Raw genomic sequence first — 17,740 nt, forward strand, 5'->3', positions numbered from 1 at the left:
ATGCTCCCCATCAACATAAGAATTGATGGGAAACCCATTGGGTATACATGACTCAATCAGTTTTTATCGGTCGTAGAGTTTTTTGCCGTACAAACATTGTCATTACAGTGGAATGCTAACTGTATATGCCCACCATAGTCATTGACGTAAGTCAGTACAGGAGCATTACCGAATGAACTGACTGAACCGCCCATTTTTTCATTGCCTTTGGGTTCAAGCATTAAAGGCTGAAAACCTTCCACGCTTTTACCGTCCAACTTATTCGATGCTTCTGAAATCGTGATGTAATAAGGCGTCGGATTATTCACGATATATTGATTACCCTGACGCGTTAACGTGAGTTTTTCCTGCCATGGGTTATCCATATCAATACGGCGTGCAACAACGGCTTCTGGGCGATAGAACAGTTTCACCCGTGTCTGTAAAGCGATTTGCATGACATTGGGTTTATCACTGCGGGGTGGGATTTCACGAAGATTAAAGTAAAACAAACTCTCCCGGTCTTGCGGCAACTGAGCTACAGCTGGCAGTGTTTGAATTTTAACCTGGCTCTTTTCCCCCGCTTCAACACGATGTACAGGAGGGACAACCACCAACGGGCCATTTACCTTATTACCCTTATCATCCTCAATCCACGCCTGCGCCAAATACGGCAAATCCGGATGCTGATTTTCAATGTTCAAACTCACGGATTTCCCATTACCGTCAAAAATCACACGAGTCCGATCCAACCCTATCGCCGCCATTGCCTGATGAACTGACGTCAGGCTGGTTACCACCATGGTCGTTATCATTAGAATTTTTTTCAGTTTCATAGTGTCATTTGCTCATACTTAAAAGAGGCTTATGTGTATATTGCTATATTTGCCATTCAATGTTTTCGCACAAAAAATCAAACTGATACAATGCGCTATTTAAAAACGATTATTTAGATTGTTCCATTACATTTTACTTACCATCACCTTTTAAAAGGTGACAGGGAAGCAGAAATGAAGTTAAAGATTCTTCTATAATTTCATCCGGAACTGTAATTTCACACTGAACCTGTCCATCCCAGTGCAATTGCAATTTTTGGCCTTTGTTCATCCCACTCAGGTAAGCGAACCCTTCATCACTTACAATTCCGATTTCTCGTTGATCCGCATTGGTGACAGTAGCGCCAAAAGGTGGGAATGAGCCATCAGGTAAACGGATCACTGTCATTGCTTTAATGCCTGAGATGACTTGGAATTTTCGATAACCAATAGCGCCTTCTGTCAGGGTGGCCTGTTGTACAGAACGAAGTGCCTCGACATCGTCCGGCAGATTATCTAAATCAATATTGGCTTTGTTGCGATAGTAGCTGTTCACATCAGACAGCACCGCTTTACCAAAATAGTTGGTGTGTACCGCTGAACCAAATCCCCGAATCGGCACATTACTGATCCCTTCCGTATCAACCATCAGGCGAGTCGCTCCCGGCATATTGATGCGATGCAGGGCTGCGCCATTGGCCGTGACTGTCATTCCCCCTTGCAGACCAAGCGCCGCCGCCGTATTGCCGCCATCCTGATAACTGGCACTGGCGGTCAACAATGCTTTATCGCCGTAATGGGTGTAGTAGCCATCCACGGATGCCTTGCCATCAATATTATTACCCGCTGAAATACGATAATTATTGCGGTCATCAAGGCGGTCAAAATAACCTACGTTATTGGTATTGCCCTGCCGGTTGAGGTTTCCGCTGTAACTGAGAGTCCCTCTGTCTCCCCAAGGAATAGAAAACCCCAGATACACACCATCATCCTTTTTATTGTCAAAATTGTTACGGTAAGCGGATAAATTGATATTGATATTTTTATAGCGCCCAATATCTACGTATTTGGACAGAGAAATGTTATAGCGATCGTTGGTCGGCCGGTTCCAATAGGTTTGGTGGCTATAATTGAAGTGGGCGCTAAGGCCAATATCCGTAAATTGTTTATTTAAAATAATGGTATACAGTTCTTTGCCACTATCAGAGCGCGTATTGCGATAACGGCGATCAATATACTGGTCCATATTCATGAAATCGCGTTCAGAAAAACGATATCCGGCAAACGTCACCTGACTGTTGTATTCATCAAAACGTTTCGAATAACTGAGGCGATAAGACCCACCGGTCAGCGTCTTATCCTCTCCCGGCAATTTTGCCCTTGATTCCGTCACATCAAGAGACAGCGCCCCCAGTACCATCAGGTCACGCCCGATACCCAGTGATAAGGCATTGTAATTTCCTGCGGCCAGAGCACCGCCATAAAGTGACCAGCCGTTATTTATCCCCCAGGAGAATTCTCCCAAACCAAATGCAGGTCCTTCACGACGGTGCTTTTCATTCGTCGACTGACCACCAATCAATTTATACTGCACACGGCCGGGGCGCGTCAGATAGGGAATGTTCGCAGTATTGACCTGAAATTCCTGAGCACCACCGTCCTGCTCTTCAACCCTGACATCCAGTACGCCTGCTACGGCATCACTGAGATCCTGAATGCGGAATGGGCCAGAAGAAACCTGTGTTTCATACAATACCCTGCCCTGCTGGCTGATGGTCACCTTGGCATTGCTTCTTGCAACCCCGGTCACTTCAGGCGCATATCCGCGCAAGTTGGGCGGCAACATATTTTCATCGGTGACTAAGCTGACCCCCGTAAACCGGAAGCTATCAAACATGTTGGAATTGAGGTAATCCTCCCCCAATGTCAATTTCGCTTCCAGTCGCGGGAGGGCGCGATACATGTAGTAACGGCTCCAATCCCATTCACGATCATTTGAGTAGCCCGATTTATCACCATGGGATTTGGTACGATGGTATCTGGCCTGCCAATTGGCACGAAAACGCCATGCACCCGCGTTCATACCCGCCGTTCCGTTGGCGCTGATATTGTGATCACTGCTGCCATGATTGGGCTTAGTTGTTTGTGCGTTGAAATTATAATCAAACATAAGGCCTGCGACCCCATTATCCCAACGTGAGGGAGGGTCCCAGTCCGGCAAATCATATTCCAGATAGATTTTAGGAACGATCAAATACAACGTATACGTCGTCAGATCACCCCGGGCAGAAACTCCCGGCAATGTATTGAGATCAAGGCATTGCCCATTATTGAACCATCCCAATTTGTCTTCCCATTCGGGTTTCAACGCTATCTGCTTCACCAGCTCAGGGGAAATGCAGGCCTCACTGCCTTTGGGATCATCTGCGGGTTCGAAAAAATGGATAGAGTATGTATCCTGAAGCAAATTTTTATTCACCCGGGCAGCCATCATATAATTGCCCGGCATGATATAACCCGCACGAGAAAACTTGTTCAAATCAATATTGGCGCGTTCACTGATATCCAAAGCATCAGTATTAAATTCAATTTGTGGATTCGAATGGGATTCCTGAATACCAGATAGTGTAAACAGTACAAGGGCTGAAAGCGGTTTAAATCCAAAGATTGCATATTCTTTCTTTATTTTATTCGCCACCTTTTTCTTATTGGCCGCTTTGTTTTGATTAAATATGTGTTTTCTACTCGTATTCGTCTTTCTATTACCTGATAAAAAATAATCAGTAATAGAATATGGAAACAAAACCATAGCATCCCCTGAAAAATAAATCGTTAATTATTCAATTTAAATTTAGCCACTAATTGATACTATAAAATTTGTAATTATATAGAGTTTTCATCAAAAATAAGGCATCACTAAATTTGACCATCCTAAATGGCGGGTCATCATTGATACCGATATTGCAGAAGCAGATGCCTATTATTCTTTTATTTTTAATATATTATGTTTACTGCCTTAAATTCACAGAGTTACCGAAGTTTGAAGAGTAGAGTCAATAGACCACTATCAGTTAAAGCAGAAAAGGGTATTTCAATTTATCGCTTCAGGCTCATTTCAGTTAATAGCATATTCTGTTAATGCCATATTCAATAATATTGATTCACATCAATAAAACAGAATATCCGACAGAATATTGTATATCACATTCAGTTAACTGATAATTTCCAAGAAATACCCTGAATTCATCATCAGAAAATGCGCAATAAATATTGCGTCCAGTTTCCTGATTTTCGACAATAGAAATTATTTGTCAGTTTATATATTACTCGTAATTTAAAACAAAGTTTGCGGTAGCCATAAACGCCCCTGTTTTAATTGCAGCATCTTTGTTTTCACCATCTTGTTGCAGGCCAACCAGCTTAGCTGAGAAATTCAGATTATTACTGCCATCATATAAACGCATCACATTTGATTTCTGATCCAAAGGAATATGTTTGTTGTCATGATTGGTAATCATGATACCCGCACCTTCAGCCCCACTTGCGTCCTGACCCTGAATCGCCAGTAAACCTTTCTTCGATCCCTGAGCTTCTGCCCCTGTAAACGTTGCTGTTACACCTTTCAAAGTACCCATTTCACAATCACGTAGTTCAATGTTGAAATTTGTAGCGTGCGATGACCCACCATTTCTCAGAGTATGGCTCGCTATTTCTCCCAGATTAACTTTCAGATCGTTATCTTTGATTGAACATACTGAATTAATAATAGAACCTGTGAATTCTACTTTTCCCTTTCCTTGATGCGTTTCCGCATTTGCCATTCCAGCAGTTAAAGCCACACCTAAACCTAAAACCATTGCCAATTTATTCAATTTCATAATTTTACCTATACCTTTTAGTTTTAAAAAAATAGATGCACAGCCAAAAGAGGGCCTCAGCTCAGAAATTAATTTCTGACACTCAGCTTAGAGGTTATTTAGTTTTTTGACGAAAATAATAAGTTGTCAAAATGAACCAAATTGCGCACATCATTCTACATTATGATCCCTAAGTCAAATTTCAGCCGATAAAACCAGCCATGTACTTTAACGTTATATTAAATATAAGTTTTTATAAAAAGTTGCGCGTAATGAGTAGTATATTTTTCTGTTAATTTTTTATTATTAGATTATTCCCCTAAATTATATCTAACTATGTTTAGTACTTTAGGATCTTCATTGGTGTTGTTTTATTGCTCAATTTTATCCTTCTGAAAGAACGGAGTATTTTTTTATGCTGATATAAGTATAATATTCGGATTTTATTATCTAATTTTCCAGTTAAGCAAAAGCAAAGTAAAAATAAAAGCCAGTTTAATTAATCAAAAATAATTATCACGCTAATTATATCAATAAATTATCATGTAAAATAAAAAGTGTCCTTTTTGTTAAATTCATTATTCCTTTCTATTTCTTGATCAAATAAAAACAGAAGGAAATCCCTATTGAATAAATAGATCAAAACGATTATTAAAAAATGTATCAATTGAATATGCATTAATAAATAAAAAGCCCCTTCCAATAATGGAAAGGGCTTTTTATTTATTAATGAAACGCTAGAATTATTTACGCTTTTTTAATTGTCACCCAACAAAATGGATTCAAGCGCAATTTCAATCATGTCATTGAAGGTATGCTGACGCTCTTCAGCCGTGGTTTGTTCACCAGTACGGATATGGTCAGAAACAGTACAGATTGCCAGTGCCTTTGCACCAAATTCAGCAGCAACACCGTAAATGCCCGCCGCTTCCATTTCAACACCCAAAATACCGTATTTTTCCATGACGTCGAACATCTGAGGATCGGGTGTATAGAACAGATCAGCAGAAAAGATATTACCTACGCGGGTATTGATATTCTTGGCCTTGGCAGCATCAACCGCGTTGCGAACCAGTTCAAAGTCAGCAATTGCCGCGAAATCATGATCTTTAAAACGCAAACGGTTCACTTTGGAATCAGTACATGCACCCATGCCAATGACAACATCACGGATTTTCACGTCTTCACTGACAGCACCGCAAGAGCCAATGCGAATGATTTTTTTAACACCAAATTCGGTGATCAATTCTTTCGCATAGATAGAGCAGGATGGAATCCCCATACCGTGGCCCATAACAGAGATGCGACGGCCTTTATAAGTACCGGTAAAACCCAGCATTCCGCGAACATTGTTAACCTGACGAGCATCTTCCAGAAAGGTTTCCGCAATGTATTTTGCACGCAGTGGATCGCCTGGCATCAGAACAACATCAGCAAAGTCGCCCATCTCAGCATTAATATGTGGGGTGGCCATAAGTTTGTTTCCTTGTTTCTATTGCTTATGAAATAAATGAAAATGGGGAGACTCATTCGGTCTCCGCAAAAATTAAAACATCGCCTTACCATAATCCATTGGTGTCAGGTCGAAATATTTCGCTACCGTCTGACCAATGTCAGCAAATGTTTCACGATGTCCCAATGACCCCGCTTTGACTTTAGGCCCGTAAACCAGAACCGGAATATGCTCACGTGTATGATCAGTCCCCGCCCAGGTCGGGTCACAACCGTGGTCCGCAGTAAAGATCAGAATGTCATCTTCTTTGACCAGCTTCAGCATTTCCGGCAGACGACGGTCAAATAATTCCAGTGCTGCCGCATAACCTGCAACGTCACGACGGTGACCATAAGAAGAATCGAAATCAACAAAGTTGGTAAATACGATGGTGTTATCGCCCGCTTTCTCCATTTCAGCCAATGAAGCATCAAACAGAGCGTCAATGCCCGTTGCCTTAACCTTTTTGGTGATCCCGACGTTTGCATAAATGTCTGCAATTTTACCAATGGAAACCACTTCACCTTGTTTCTCATCAACCAGCTTTTTCAGTACCGTTGGTGCAGGTGGTTCAACCGCGAGATCATGGCGGTTGCCTGTACGCTGGAAATTGCCTGCTTTGTCACCCACAAATGGGCGGGCAATGACGCGGCCAATATTATATTCACCAATATTCAGTTCTTCACGGGCAATTTCGCACAGTTCATACAGTCGTTCTAAACCAAAGGTTTCTTCATGACAGGCAATCTGGAAAACAGAATCTGCTGAGGTGTAGAAAATCGGTTTACCGGTTTTCATATGCTCTTCACCCAGATTATCCAAAATCACGGTGCCAGAAGAGTGGCAGTTCCCCAGATATCCCGGAAGACCCGCACGCTCAACCAATTTATCCAGCAAATCCTGCGGGAAACTGTTTTCTTCGTCACTGAAATAACCCCAATCGAACAGGACGGGTACACCCGCAATTTCCCAGTGACCTGATGGCGTGTCTTTACCAGAAGAAAGTTCACTCGCATGGCCATAAGCGCCGATGATTTCAGCATCTTTGTCCAAACCAACAGGAAAAGTCCCACAAGACTCTTCCGTCGCTTTCCCCAATCCCAACCGGCTGAGATTTGGCAGATGCAATGGTCCTTGACGCCCGATATCAGCCTCACCACGGGCACATTGTTCTGCAATATGCCCTAAAGTGTTAGATCCCTGATCGCCAAATTTTTCCGCGTCGGCACTTGCACCAATGCCAAAGGAATCCAATATCATGATGAATGTACGTTTCATAATTTTCTCCTGCGCCAATTCACGCTATTTATGCGGAAACTGCCAGCTATTAAACTCTGTTTTGAATTCTTGTGATGGGTTATCCGCTGATATGCCGATAAACCATCGGTGGGGTGGCTTGTGTTCCAACGTTCTCAACCGCATCTTTAACAATAAAGGCGTTGCGTATTGTTTCAGCCGCTTCATGCCAATCTTTTTCACTATTGGCGTGGATCATTGCCAATGGGGTATCTGCATTTACGGTTTCCCCCAATTCAACAAGATCACTCAGTCCCACACTGTAATTTATAGGATCAGCCGCCTTACGGCGCCCTCCTCCCAGCGCAACAACAGACATCCCTAACGCACGTGTGTCCATTGCCGCAACGATGCCATGATGTCCCGCCAGTACGGGTTTGCTGAATCCCGCTGTTGGCAGGTAACGGGCGTAATTTTCAACAAAATCGGTCGGGCCTTGTTGTGCAACCACCATGCGACCGAATATTTCAGCGGCTTTGCCGCTATCCAATGCCACTTGTAGCTTTCTGCGCGCATTATCATGATCGCTTGCCAAATGACTTGAAACCAGCATTTCAGCAGATAATGCCATGGTCACGTCAAACAGCCGAGGATTGCGGAATTCCCCCGTCAGAAACCGGATGGCTTCACGAACCTCAAGCGCGTTGCCCACACTGGATGCCAAAACCTGATTCATATCTGTCAATAATGCGGTTGTCTTGCAACCTGCCCCGTTGGCTACTTTCACAATGGATTCTGCCAACTGCTCCGATTGCGCATAGGTTGGCATGAATGCCCCTGAGCCGACTTTGACATCCATCACCAAAGCATCCAATCCTTCTGCCAATTTTTTACCCAAGATGGATGCGGTAATCAAAGGGATGGAATCCACCGTTGCAGTAATATCACGTGTTGCATAAAAACGTTTATCTGCCGGTGCCAGTGAATCGGTTTGCCCTATAATGGCCACGCCAACATCTCGGATCATGTGACGAAAATGATGCTCATCAGGGAAAATATCAAAACCGGGGATGGATTCTAATTTATCTAATGTTCCGCCGGTATGCCCCAAACCTCTCCCTGAGATCATCGGGACATATCCACCACACGCTGCCACCATCGGGCCAAGCATCAGGGATGTCACATCGCCTACCCCGCCCGTTGAGTGCTTATCAACAATCGGGCCGGGTAAATCCAATTGTTTCCAATCTAACACTGTACCGGAATCACGCATTGCTAATGTTAAGGCAATCCGCTCTTCCATGGTCATGTCATGGAAATAGATGGACATTGCCAATGCTGCAATTTGCCCTTCAGAAACCGCATTATCACGGATACCATTAATGAAAAAGCGGATTTCTTCTTCACTTAATGGATAACCATCGCGCTTTTTGCGAATAATTTCCTGTGCCAAAAACAAAGCTACCTCCCCATCATTTTTCTCTGAAAAGAATGGCAGTGATGCACCTTATCTTAGCGTAGATTTACGCCTTCGTTATTGATCTCAATAATGACTGTTCTGCTTTTGGCCCTGATGTCCGAGTGCGGTCAACAAACTCCCCAACAAGCTGGAGGCCCCAAAACGGAAGTGACGGGAATCAGCCCATTTGTCACCCATAATACGCTCAGCCAGTGCCAAATATTGCGCCGCTTCTTCAGCAGTCCGGACCCCTCCCGCCGGTTTAAAACCCACGGTGTCACCCACGCCCATGTCGCTGATCACACTCAGCATGATTTCTGCACTTTCCAATGTCGCATTGACAGGGACTTTGCCCGTTGAGGTTTTGATAAAATCAGCACCGGCTTTAATCGAAATTTCAGATGCCTTACGGATCAATGACTCTTCTTTTAACTCGCCGGTTTCAATGATGACTTTCAACCAGACACCCGATTCAGCACAGGCCGCTTTGCAGGTTTTCACCAAATCGAAGCCAATTTGCTCATTGCCCGCCATCAGGGCGCGATAAGGGAAAACAACGTCCACTTCATCAGCCCCATAGGCGATCGCTGCACGGGTTTCAGCCAGTGCAATATCAATATCGTCATTACCGTGTGGGAAGTTGGTGACTGTGGCAATGCGAATATCCGGCGTTCCCTGTTCACGCAAAACCTTCCGTGCCACGGGAATAAAACGTGGATAGATGCAAATTGCTGCCGTTTGTCCGGCCGGGCTGTTTGCCTGATGACAAAGTGAGATCACTTTTTCATCAGTATCATCATCATTGAGTGTAGTTAGATCCATCAGACTCAGCGCATGCTGAGCGGCAGCGGTTAAATCGGTCATAAAATTCTCCAAGTATTATTATCGTCACTGAATCAGCCCGGACATTCTTTTATATCATTATATTAGACGAACGCCCGGTTGTTACTGATCAAGCTGTAACACGGTTGTTTGATAACAAACTATTTTTTAACGGCAAATGGTTTTTTAACGGCAAATGATTTTTAACAATAACATCGTTCATTTGTTAGCGAACGGGCTTGGTTCCCTAAAGTGTCGCCACGAGTATTGCTTTGTTCCAGAAAATCTTTGTTCATGATTATTTGAACATGTTAATGAGCAATAATGCGTGTTTAGACTCACGCTGAGCAAATCATATTTGCAACAGCAAACATTTTATTGTGAATAAAATCACATAAAAGAGTTCAGTAAAAACAAATGCAGGTGAGAGATCCCACCTGCATTCAGTTTGATATTCAATTTCTGAGGGTTACAACGCGAGGAAGAATCCTGCAATTGTTGCGCTCATCAAGTTAGACAGTGAACCGGCCAATACTGATTTCAGGCCAAAACGGGCAATATCTCCACGACGGTTTGGAGCCATACCCCCTAATCCACCCAGCAGGATTGCAACCGAAGACAAGTTCGCAAAGCCGCACAGCGCAAAAGAGATAATCGCTTTGGTATGCTCGGAAAGCACTTGCAGGCCTGCTGCCTGAACTACAGTATCCGCTTGTAAATATTTACCAAAGTTCCCGAATGCCATAAATTCATTGACCACGATTTTCTGGCCGATAAACGAACCAGCGATGCTTGCTTCATGCCACGGCACCCCGATCAAATAAGCGATTGGGGCAAAAACCCAACCCAGAAGCAGTTCCATGGAAAGCCCGGGGAAATTGAACCAGCCACCAACACCACCTAAGATGCCATTCAACAACGCAATCAATGCGGTAAATGCCAGCAACATTGCGCCAACATTCAAAGCCAGTTGCATACCAGACGCTGCACCGGATGCCGCCGCATCAAGAATATTCGCCGGGCGATTTTCTTCTGTAATCAGTGCTCCTGCATCAACGGTATCGCGAGTTGTTTCGGTTTCCGGTACCATTAATTTGGCAAACAACAAGCCACCCGGTGCTGCCATGAACGATGCCGCAATCAGGTAGTCCATTGGCACGCCCATTTGAGCATATCCTGCCAATACTGAACCTGAGACAGAAGCCAAGCCTCCACACATCACAGCGAACAGTTCAGATTGTGTCATGGTCGCAATATAAGGACGCACAACCAGAGGCGCTTCGGTGTGGCCTACGAAAATATTTGCGGTTGCAGACAGGGACTCAGTCCGTGATGTTCCCAGCACTTTTTGCAAGGCACCACCCAGAATTTTGATGGCAAGCTGCATAATGCCGATGTAATACAACACCGCAATCAGCGAAGAGAAGAAAACAATGACAGGCAAGACGCGCAGGGCGAAGATAAAACCGTTACCGCCAAACAATTCAAACATTCTTGGGGAAACCAGTCCGCCAAAAATAAAGCTTATTCCGTCCTGACCATATCCAATGACGTTAGAAACACCATCTGCAATTCCCTGAAGAGTTCTTTTCCCTGCGGGAACGTAAAGTACAATTCCCCCAATAGCAACTTGGATCAGAAAGGCGCCCAAGACGGTACGAATGTTAATAGCTCGATGGTTACTGGAGAAGAGCACTGCGATAAAGATCAGCACTACCATCCCGATCAGGCTCATGAAGGCTTGTTGCATTGGAAGAGTCCCTGTTCACTGAATAAATAATAAGAAAATATGTCAGTTATTCTGTAAGTTTCTACTGACATTGTGTGTGGGGCGATTATACCTAGGAGTGAAAACGAACAAGCAACTAACATCACAAATTAATGCAGCAAAAAGCAATATAAAAATCCAAAATGAGATTTGTGTCACATAATGCCACCTAATTTAGAAGGATTTAGATAATATCTCGGCAAAAAAGCTAAAAAAAAGGATAAATAAGACCTTAATATAAGTTAAGCATTATTAATGTTTATTAAAAAATGACATCCCATATTTCAGTTAACACCAAATCGTTTTTATTTTACTGTTATAACGTTAGATTAAAGTAAATAATTCTTTACTATTTTGATAAATTCGGTTAGCAATTTCCTCTGATGACTCCTGACGTAATTCACACAGCGCTGAGAAAACCTGAGCAATTCTCTCTGGTCGATTGGGCTGTCCCTGAAACCCCGATAACGGCATATCTGGTGCATCCGTTTCCAATACCAGAGATGACAGGGGAAGTTGCGAAATGGTGTGGCGGGTCTTTTGTGCCCTGTCGTAAGTAATCGTTCCCCCAACACCAATATAGAATCCCAGCCGAACAAAAGCCTGCGCCTGAGATAAGCTCCCAGCAAAACCATGTATCACGCCAGTGCGGGGTAAATGATGCTTCCGCAAGATTGCAGCCAGTTGATCATGACTTTTTCGAGAATGGAGTATCACCGGTAAATCACACTGTTTGGCTAATTTAAGTTGTGCATCCAATATACTTTTCTGTTTCTCAAACAGCGGGCCAGGCATATACAGGTCGAGGCCTATTTCACCTACAGCCACGCATTTTTCCCGTCTTTCCTGCACCCGCTGGCTTAACTCATCCAGATGTATATGTTGATGTTCACGAATATAAAGCGGGTGCAAACCCAATGCGGCATAGATTGAAGGATGATCCTCTGCCAGTCTGGATACACGCTGGAAATTCATTTGGCTAACGGACGGAACGATAATTTTTTCCACGCCCACTTGCCTTGCTTGTTCCAGACTGGCTATTTCATTACCAGAGAAAGGAGGAAAATCGAAATGACAATGTGTATCAATAAAAAACATCTAATTATCCAAATTATTGATGATCTCTGCCCCGGCTTCCTGGACATTATCGGTAACAATATTGTCGGTTATCTCAGGGAATACAACTTTTTCTATCGGGTGATGGCTTGTGTTCAGGAAATGACTTCTCCGTGAACAATTGCTGTTGATGCTGCTGCGGCAAGCACCATAGCTCTTCCGCTCTGCATGCCCGAATTTCCCTCCAACAAAAGTATGCCCTATCGTGGCCAAAAAATACCGCCCACAACGCCGGCCCAAATGATAATCCTGATTCAGGGCGCTGATCCGGCTTCCGAGTGCCATCGCAGATAATGGCGCAGGCGGGTAAATTTCAAATATCTGCACGTCTTCCGGTGGATTTTCAATAAACTTCTGGGTTTGATAGTAGCTCTGGGTATGGAGATTAAGCATCTTAACCATTTTTTGCAGGCTGCTGGTTTCCAGCCAACGCTCCATGCGCTTGAACCACTGGGGAGTATAATAGAGCTGGGAAGGAACTGTCCGGATCACAACAATCGTATCTGCACCACGACGATAAGCTTCTTGCACAGGGATCGCATCAGAAATGCCGCCATCCTGATAAACCACATCACCAAGGGTAACACCATTACGATAAAATCCCGGAATAGCACTGGAAGCTTTTATAACGTTCATCCAATTTTTTTCATCGGGATGCAGATAGTCAGCAACAAAATCATCTGCACGGCAGGCACACATGTAGAATTCACGCCCCGCATCAAATTGGCGCATCGCAGCAGAGATATTGAGGGGTAATTGTTCTGATATTGTATCAATATACCAATCCAGATCGATTAAGTGTCCGCCACGGACAAAGCGCAGTGGATTAAAAAAGGCAGAATCCGTCGTATAACGATTGATGATTTTACGAGCGTAGCCTCGTTGGCCACAAATATAGGCAGAAATATTCTGAGCTCCCGCCGATGTCCCGAGAAATAATTCAAACGGATTGAAACCCAAGCGGAGAAACTCATCCAAAACACCGGCGGTGAAAATGCCTCTTTGCCCACCTCCTTCACAAACAAGAGCAATTTTCCCTGGTTTGATTTGCGAGTTGTAAGCTAAAGGTTCTATATTACCCAGCGTAATTGAAATATGTTTTCCCACTCTTTTCCCCTCTAATCATTATTGGCAATACTAAAGCATTTACTGAGTTTCTATCAGTATATTGTTACTCAAAAAGCTTATTTGTAATGCTTGAGTTAAACAGTCATATCTCTATTCTAGGATACGATGGATATCCGTTTAAACGTATTTACCTAATAATGCAGGAAACAGCATAACTCAATTAATAAAATTTCCCCACGCTTATCATGCTTTTTGACAACGAGATAGACGATAAAAATGGGAAAATTCTATTATTAACAAAGGAATATATTAATAAGGAAATGCATTGACAAAGGAATATCCTGTTTGAATCAGAAGTGACATTCATCAATATCATTGAAGCCAGTACAAATTTGAATGGCTATCGTGTTGTGAATATTCCGTTATCAAAAGAGTGGCTTGTTCCTGGCCACCCTTTCAGTCTGCCTGTTATTTTTTGATCTGAATGGTACTCTTCACCGACTTGACACCTTTCACGCCATGAGCAATTTTAGCTACCTGTGCCGCCTGGTGTTTGTTTTTGACAAAACCGGAAAGGTAGACAATGCCGTCTTCTGTTTTCACGGAGATATCATTACTGTTGATACCCTTATGCTCCAGCAATGCTCCTTTGACTTTTGCCGTAATGGCGCTGTCAGCCAAGTAAACATCAGCATTCAGCAAGGTATCATCAATCTTTTTCTCTGCATGGTCTACAGAGCTATCGATTTTTTGCCCCGTATTTTCCACTGCTTTTCCTACCGAATTTTCTGCTGCCAGAGCGCTACCACTCATCAGTACCGAACCCAGGACAACAGCCAGCAGTGAATGTGTAAATTTGATACTTTTCATCCTACCACCTTCTTTAACATAAGCCAGAATCGTTACCGGAACAGTATGTCAACTAGAATCAGGCGATAAAATAGCCTTTACAAAAAATAACGTACTTTTTCATTAAGACAAATAATTATTCTTTTAATTAAGAAAAAAGCAGATGATATTCATGAAATAAAAAGGGCCAACAGAATAGTCAGCCCAGAAAAGTATCAGTGCTCCCGTGTCTTGCGGAAAGAAACATCAGGATAACGTTCACTGGTCAGATTTAAATTAACCATTGTCGGTGCAATGTAAGTTAAGTTATCACCACCATCGAGCGCCAAGTTCATCTCATTTTTGCGCTTGAACTCTTCCAGTTTCTTCGCATCACCACATTCTACCCAGCGAGCGGTGGAAACGTTAACAGGCTCGTACAACGCTTCGACGTTGTATTCACTTTTCAAGCGAGCAACAACAACGTCAAACTGAAGAACACCGACTGCCCCAACGATAAGATCATTATTGGTCAGCGGACGGAAGACCTGTACAGCACCTTCTTCTGACAATTGAACCAGACCTTTCAGCAATTGCTTTTGTTTCAATGGATCACGCAGACGAATGCGGCGGAACAATTCCGGTGCGAAGTTCGGGATCCCCGTAAATTTGAGTTCTTCACCTTGGGTAAACGTATCACCAATCTGAATTGTGCCATGATTGTGCAGGCCGATAATGTCGCCCGGATAAGCATCTTCAACGCGAGAACGATCACCCGCCATAAAAGTCAATGCATCAGAAATAACAACATCTTTCTTTGTGCGGACCTGACGCAGTTTCATGCCTTTTTCATATTTACCAGAAACAACACGCAAAAATGCCACACGGTCACGGTGTTTCGGGTCCATATTGGCTTGAATTTTGAAAACAAAGCCGGTGAATTTTTCTTCAGCGGCCTTCACTTCACGCGCATCAGTCTGGCGGGGCATTGGCGTCGGTGCCCATTCAACAAGGCCATCCAGCATGTGGTCAACACCAAAGTTACCTAATGCCGTACCAAAAAATACAGGAGTCAACTCACCCTGTAAAAAAGCGTCCTGATCAAATTCGTGGGATGCGCCTTTAACCAGCTCCAGCTCTTCACGTAATTGGTTCGCCAGTTCATCGCCCACAGCCGCATCCAGTTCAGGATTATCCAATCCTTTGATCGCCCGCACTTCCTGAATCGTGTGCCCCTGACCCGTTTGATACAAATACACTTCATCAAGGTAAAGATGATAAACACCTTTGAAGGATTTACCGCAGCCGATAGGCCAAGTAATTGGGCTACATGCGATCTTCAGCTCATTTTCCACTTCATCCATCAGTTCCATCGGATCGCGGATATCACGGTCAAGCTTGTTCATGAAGGTCAGGATCGGCGTATCGCGCAGACGGGTAACTTCCATCAATTTACGGGTACGATCCTCAACCCCTTTCGCGGCGTCAATGACCATCAAACAACAGTCAACAGCGGTTAAAGTACGATAAGTATCTTCGGAGAAGTCTTCGTGTCCCGGGGTATCCAACAGGTTAACCAGACAATCACCGTAAGGAAACTGCATCACAGAAGTGGTAATCGAAATACCACGCTGCTTTTCCATCTCCATCCAGTCTGATTTAGCGTGTTGGTTGGAACCACGGCCTTTTACCGTACCCGCTTTCTGGATAGCCTGTCCGAACAATAATACTTTTTCGGTAATTGTTGTTTTACCCGCATCAGGGTGAGAAATTATTGCAAAAGTTCTTCTTGCCGCCACTTCCTTGGCAAAACTAAGTTCTCGCATATTAATTTTTCCAATTATGCACAAAATTATGTACAGAAAATAAATTTGCGAAAATTTTACACTGATAGTGCCTCTTTGCAAAATACAACCTGCTATCGGGAAAACAGTCAGATACCCCATTCTCACCAACACGGCAATGGTTGAGAGGATTCGAAAGAAGGGTTATTTCAATGATTGATTGCTATTTTAAGTTTTATGCAAATTCAAGAGTTGGATATTTCTCTGTCATACAAAAAATGTACATCACCGCACATCCTCATGTATATAATTCAAACAATCTGATGTATGATCCAGGCTCTCTTTAGTTTAGGTGCGTTAAATGACTCCCCTTTATTGCGTGTTTATTTTTTAACCTATAAAATTATAAGGTGATCACATGATTATGACGGGGTTAGAATTTATGGCTCTATTGAATCCAAATACTGAGAGGAACATAGAAAGCCTGTTCAGTGACGTAGTATTCCCCATTGAAAGGCCATTTAGTGACTTCGATAGAAGTCATAGTAAGTCTATCACTCAAAAACAATCAACCAATGCATTAGAAAGAATTAATTCGTTAATGAATGTTGTTAAGGCAAAGATTAATGAATCAAAAGCCGTGATAGATATCATCAGTTTTGGTTCTGATGAAGAAATTCAAGCTATGGATATACCTAGCTTATCTTCTAGAGAACTTATTTCTATGGCAAACGAAGTCGATAACGGGATTTCAAGACTGCTTTATGTTTTTTTTAGGGCTGACCTAGATCCAGTTTGGCAGCCACATCTATTAACGTTAAAGCAGATGAAACGCGCTACAATAAATACTTTCATCGAATACAAAAGATTAACTCTCGATGTCGCTATGCTCATAAAGCAATACGAAGATGTTGAATATTGTGATGATGAAATAGGATTTAGCCAAGAAGAAGCTGAGTTTTTTAAAAAATCAATTGAAAATAATCACATACGCTTTAATCTGGAGCCTTCTAAATGGACAAATGCGTAAGCGTGATCGTTTATGCAGAATCGGAACGATTGGAAATATTTTTTGCTAAAGCATTAGCTGATTTCTTAAACAGAAACAAGTTATCTGGTTACCTAGGAAAGTTAGGTGGCTTCGAAAGAAATCCTCACTCAAACGCAGCTGGGATCTATAAAGCTCATGTCAGGATACCAGTGCTAGAGCAACCATGGAATAAAGCTGTCAGGCAACCTCAGAGGAGCAGTGACAGCTTTCTTATTTATGCCGTACATCGAACTTATCCTATCCATATACAAATCATCGGCGTCATCACACCTAATGCTCATGAAAAAATGGACAAGCTAATTTCGATTGTCATTGAAATGGTTGAAGGAAAATTCCAATGCCTACGTGAGACAGAGCTAAAATCCTTAAATTCATATAGCTAACCAACTGATATTCTCCCCCTATCCAGAGGAGTTACAAAACCTTATGTTATTTAACAGAAAAATGCATATATTCTGACATCAG

Annotated in this window: 14 protein-coding genes; 2 read left to right on the forward strand and 12 right to left on the reverse strand. The window is 43.0% G+C overall.

Translation table 11 applies throughout. The features are described from left to right. Positions 1 to 56: 56 nt before the first annotated feature. The 12 genes from Xsze_RS01245 to prfC form a co-directional block, all read right to left on the reverse strand. Positions 57 to 815 (reverse strand): fimbria/pilus periplasmic chaperone, encoded by a 759-nt coding sequence (locus Xsze_RS01245; RefSeq protein ID WP_038234983.1) that lies wholly within the window; start codon positions 813 to 815, stop codon positions 57 to 59. 133 nt (positions 816 to 948) lie between these two features. Beyond that, on the reverse strand, positions 949 to 3,603 hold the full coding sequence (locus Xsze_RS01250; RefSeq protein ID WP_051462301.1) for an outer membrane usher protein: 2,655 nt from the start codon (positions 3,601 to 3,603) through the stop codon (positions 949 to 951). Positions 3,604 to 4,117: 514 nt separating this feature from the next. After that, positions 4,118 to 4,672: a fimbrial protein gene (locus Xsze_RS01255; protein WP_038234986.1), complete on the reverse strand. Its 555-nt coding sequence runs from the start codon at positions 4,670 to 4,672 to the stop codon at positions 4,118 to 4,120. Positions 4,673 to 5,408: 736 nt separating this feature from the next. After that, positions 5,409 to 6,125, reverse strand: coding sequence for a purine-nucleoside phosphorylase (deoD, locus tag Xsze_RS01260; RefSeq protein ID WP_038234988.1), 717 nt, complete (start codon positions 6,123 to 6,125; stop codon positions 5,409 to 5,411). A 72-nt stretch (positions 6,126 to 6,197) separates the two neighbouring features. Then, on the reverse strand, positions 6,198 to 7,421 hold the full coding sequence (gene deoB / locus Xsze_RS01265) for a phosphopentomutase (RefSeq protein WP_038234990.1): 1,224 nt from the start codon (positions 7,419 to 7,421) through the stop codon (positions 6,198 to 6,200). 79 nt (positions 7,422 to 7,500) lie between these two features. After that, complete coding sequence (gene deoA, locus Xsze_RS01270; protein ID WP_038234993.1) at positions 7,501 to 8,838, reverse strand: thymidine phosphorylase; 1,338 nt, start codon at positions 8,836 to 8,838, stop codon at positions 7,501 to 7,503. Positions 8,839 to 8,922: 84 nt separating this feature from the next. Further along, entirely contained in the window at positions 8,923 to 9,702 is a 780-nt protein-coding gene (gene deoC, locus Xsze_RS01275) for a deoxyribose-phosphate aldolase (protein ID WP_038234996.1), read from the reverse strand. Between the two features lie 427 nt (positions 9,703 to 10,129). Then, on the reverse strand, positions 10,130 to 11,395 hold the full coding sequence (locus tag Xsze_RS01280; protein WP_038235175.1) for a NupC/NupG family nucleoside CNT transporter: 1,266 nt from the start codon (positions 11,393 to 11,395) through the stop codon (positions 10,130 to 10,132). A 357-nt stretch (positions 11,396 to 11,752) separates the two neighbouring features. Beyond that, the gene (locus tag Xsze_RS01285; protein WP_038234998.1) at positions 11,753 to 12,526 is read right to left on the reverse strand and encodes a TatD family hydrolase; all 774 of its coding nucleotides are present in this window, start codon (positions 12,524 to 12,526) and stop codon (positions 11,753 to 11,755) included. Continuing rightward, a complete protein-coding gene (locus Xsze_RS01290; RefSeq protein ID WP_038235000.1) occupies positions 12,527 to 13,651 on the reverse strand; it encodes a patatin-like phospholipase family protein in 1,125 nt (374 codons plus the stop codon). A gap of 429 nt (positions 13,652 to 14,080) precedes the next feature. Continuing rightward, positions 14,081 to 14,482: a BON domain-containing protein gene (locus Xsze_RS01295; protein WP_038235003.1), complete on the reverse strand. Its 402-nt coding sequence runs from the start codon at positions 14,480 to 14,482 to the stop codon at positions 14,081 to 14,083. A 194-nt stretch (positions 14,483 to 14,676) separates the two neighbouring features. Then, complete coding sequence (prfC, locus tag Xsze_RS01300; RefSeq protein WP_038235005.1) at positions 14,677 to 16,266, reverse strand: peptide chain release factor 3; 1,590 nt, start codon at positions 16,264 to 16,266, stop codon at positions 14,677 to 14,679. A gap of 382 nt (positions 16,267 to 16,648) precedes the next feature. On the opposite strand from prfC, the gene Xsze_RS01305 reads away from it, so the two are divergent. Together Xsze_RS01305 and Xsze_RS01310 are read left to right on the forward strand one after the other, a co-directional pair. Further along, positions 16,649 to 17,254 carry a hypothetical protein gene (locus Xsze_RS01305; protein WP_038235177.1) on the forward strand — a complete coding sequence of 202 codons (606 nt, stop codon included), beginning with the start codon at positions 16,649 to 16,651 and terminating at the stop codon, positions 17,252 to 17,254. Then, positions 17,239 to 17,658: a type II toxin-antitoxin system YafO family toxin gene (locus tag Xsze_RS01310; RefSeq protein ID WP_038235007.1), complete on the forward strand. Its 420-nt coding sequence runs from the start codon at positions 17,239 to 17,241 to the stop codon at positions 17,656 to 17,658. The genes Xsze_RS01305 and Xsze_RS01310 overlap by 16 nt, the downstream gene beginning before the upstream one ends. Positions 17,659 to 17,740 lie beyond the last annotated feature (82 nt).

The organism is Xenorhabdus szentirmaii DSM 16338, assembly GCF_002632585.1.
Taxonomy (GTDB): Bacteria; Pseudomonadota; Gammaproteobacteria; order Enterobacterales; family Enterobacteriaceae; genus Xenorhabdus; species Xenorhabdus szentirmaii.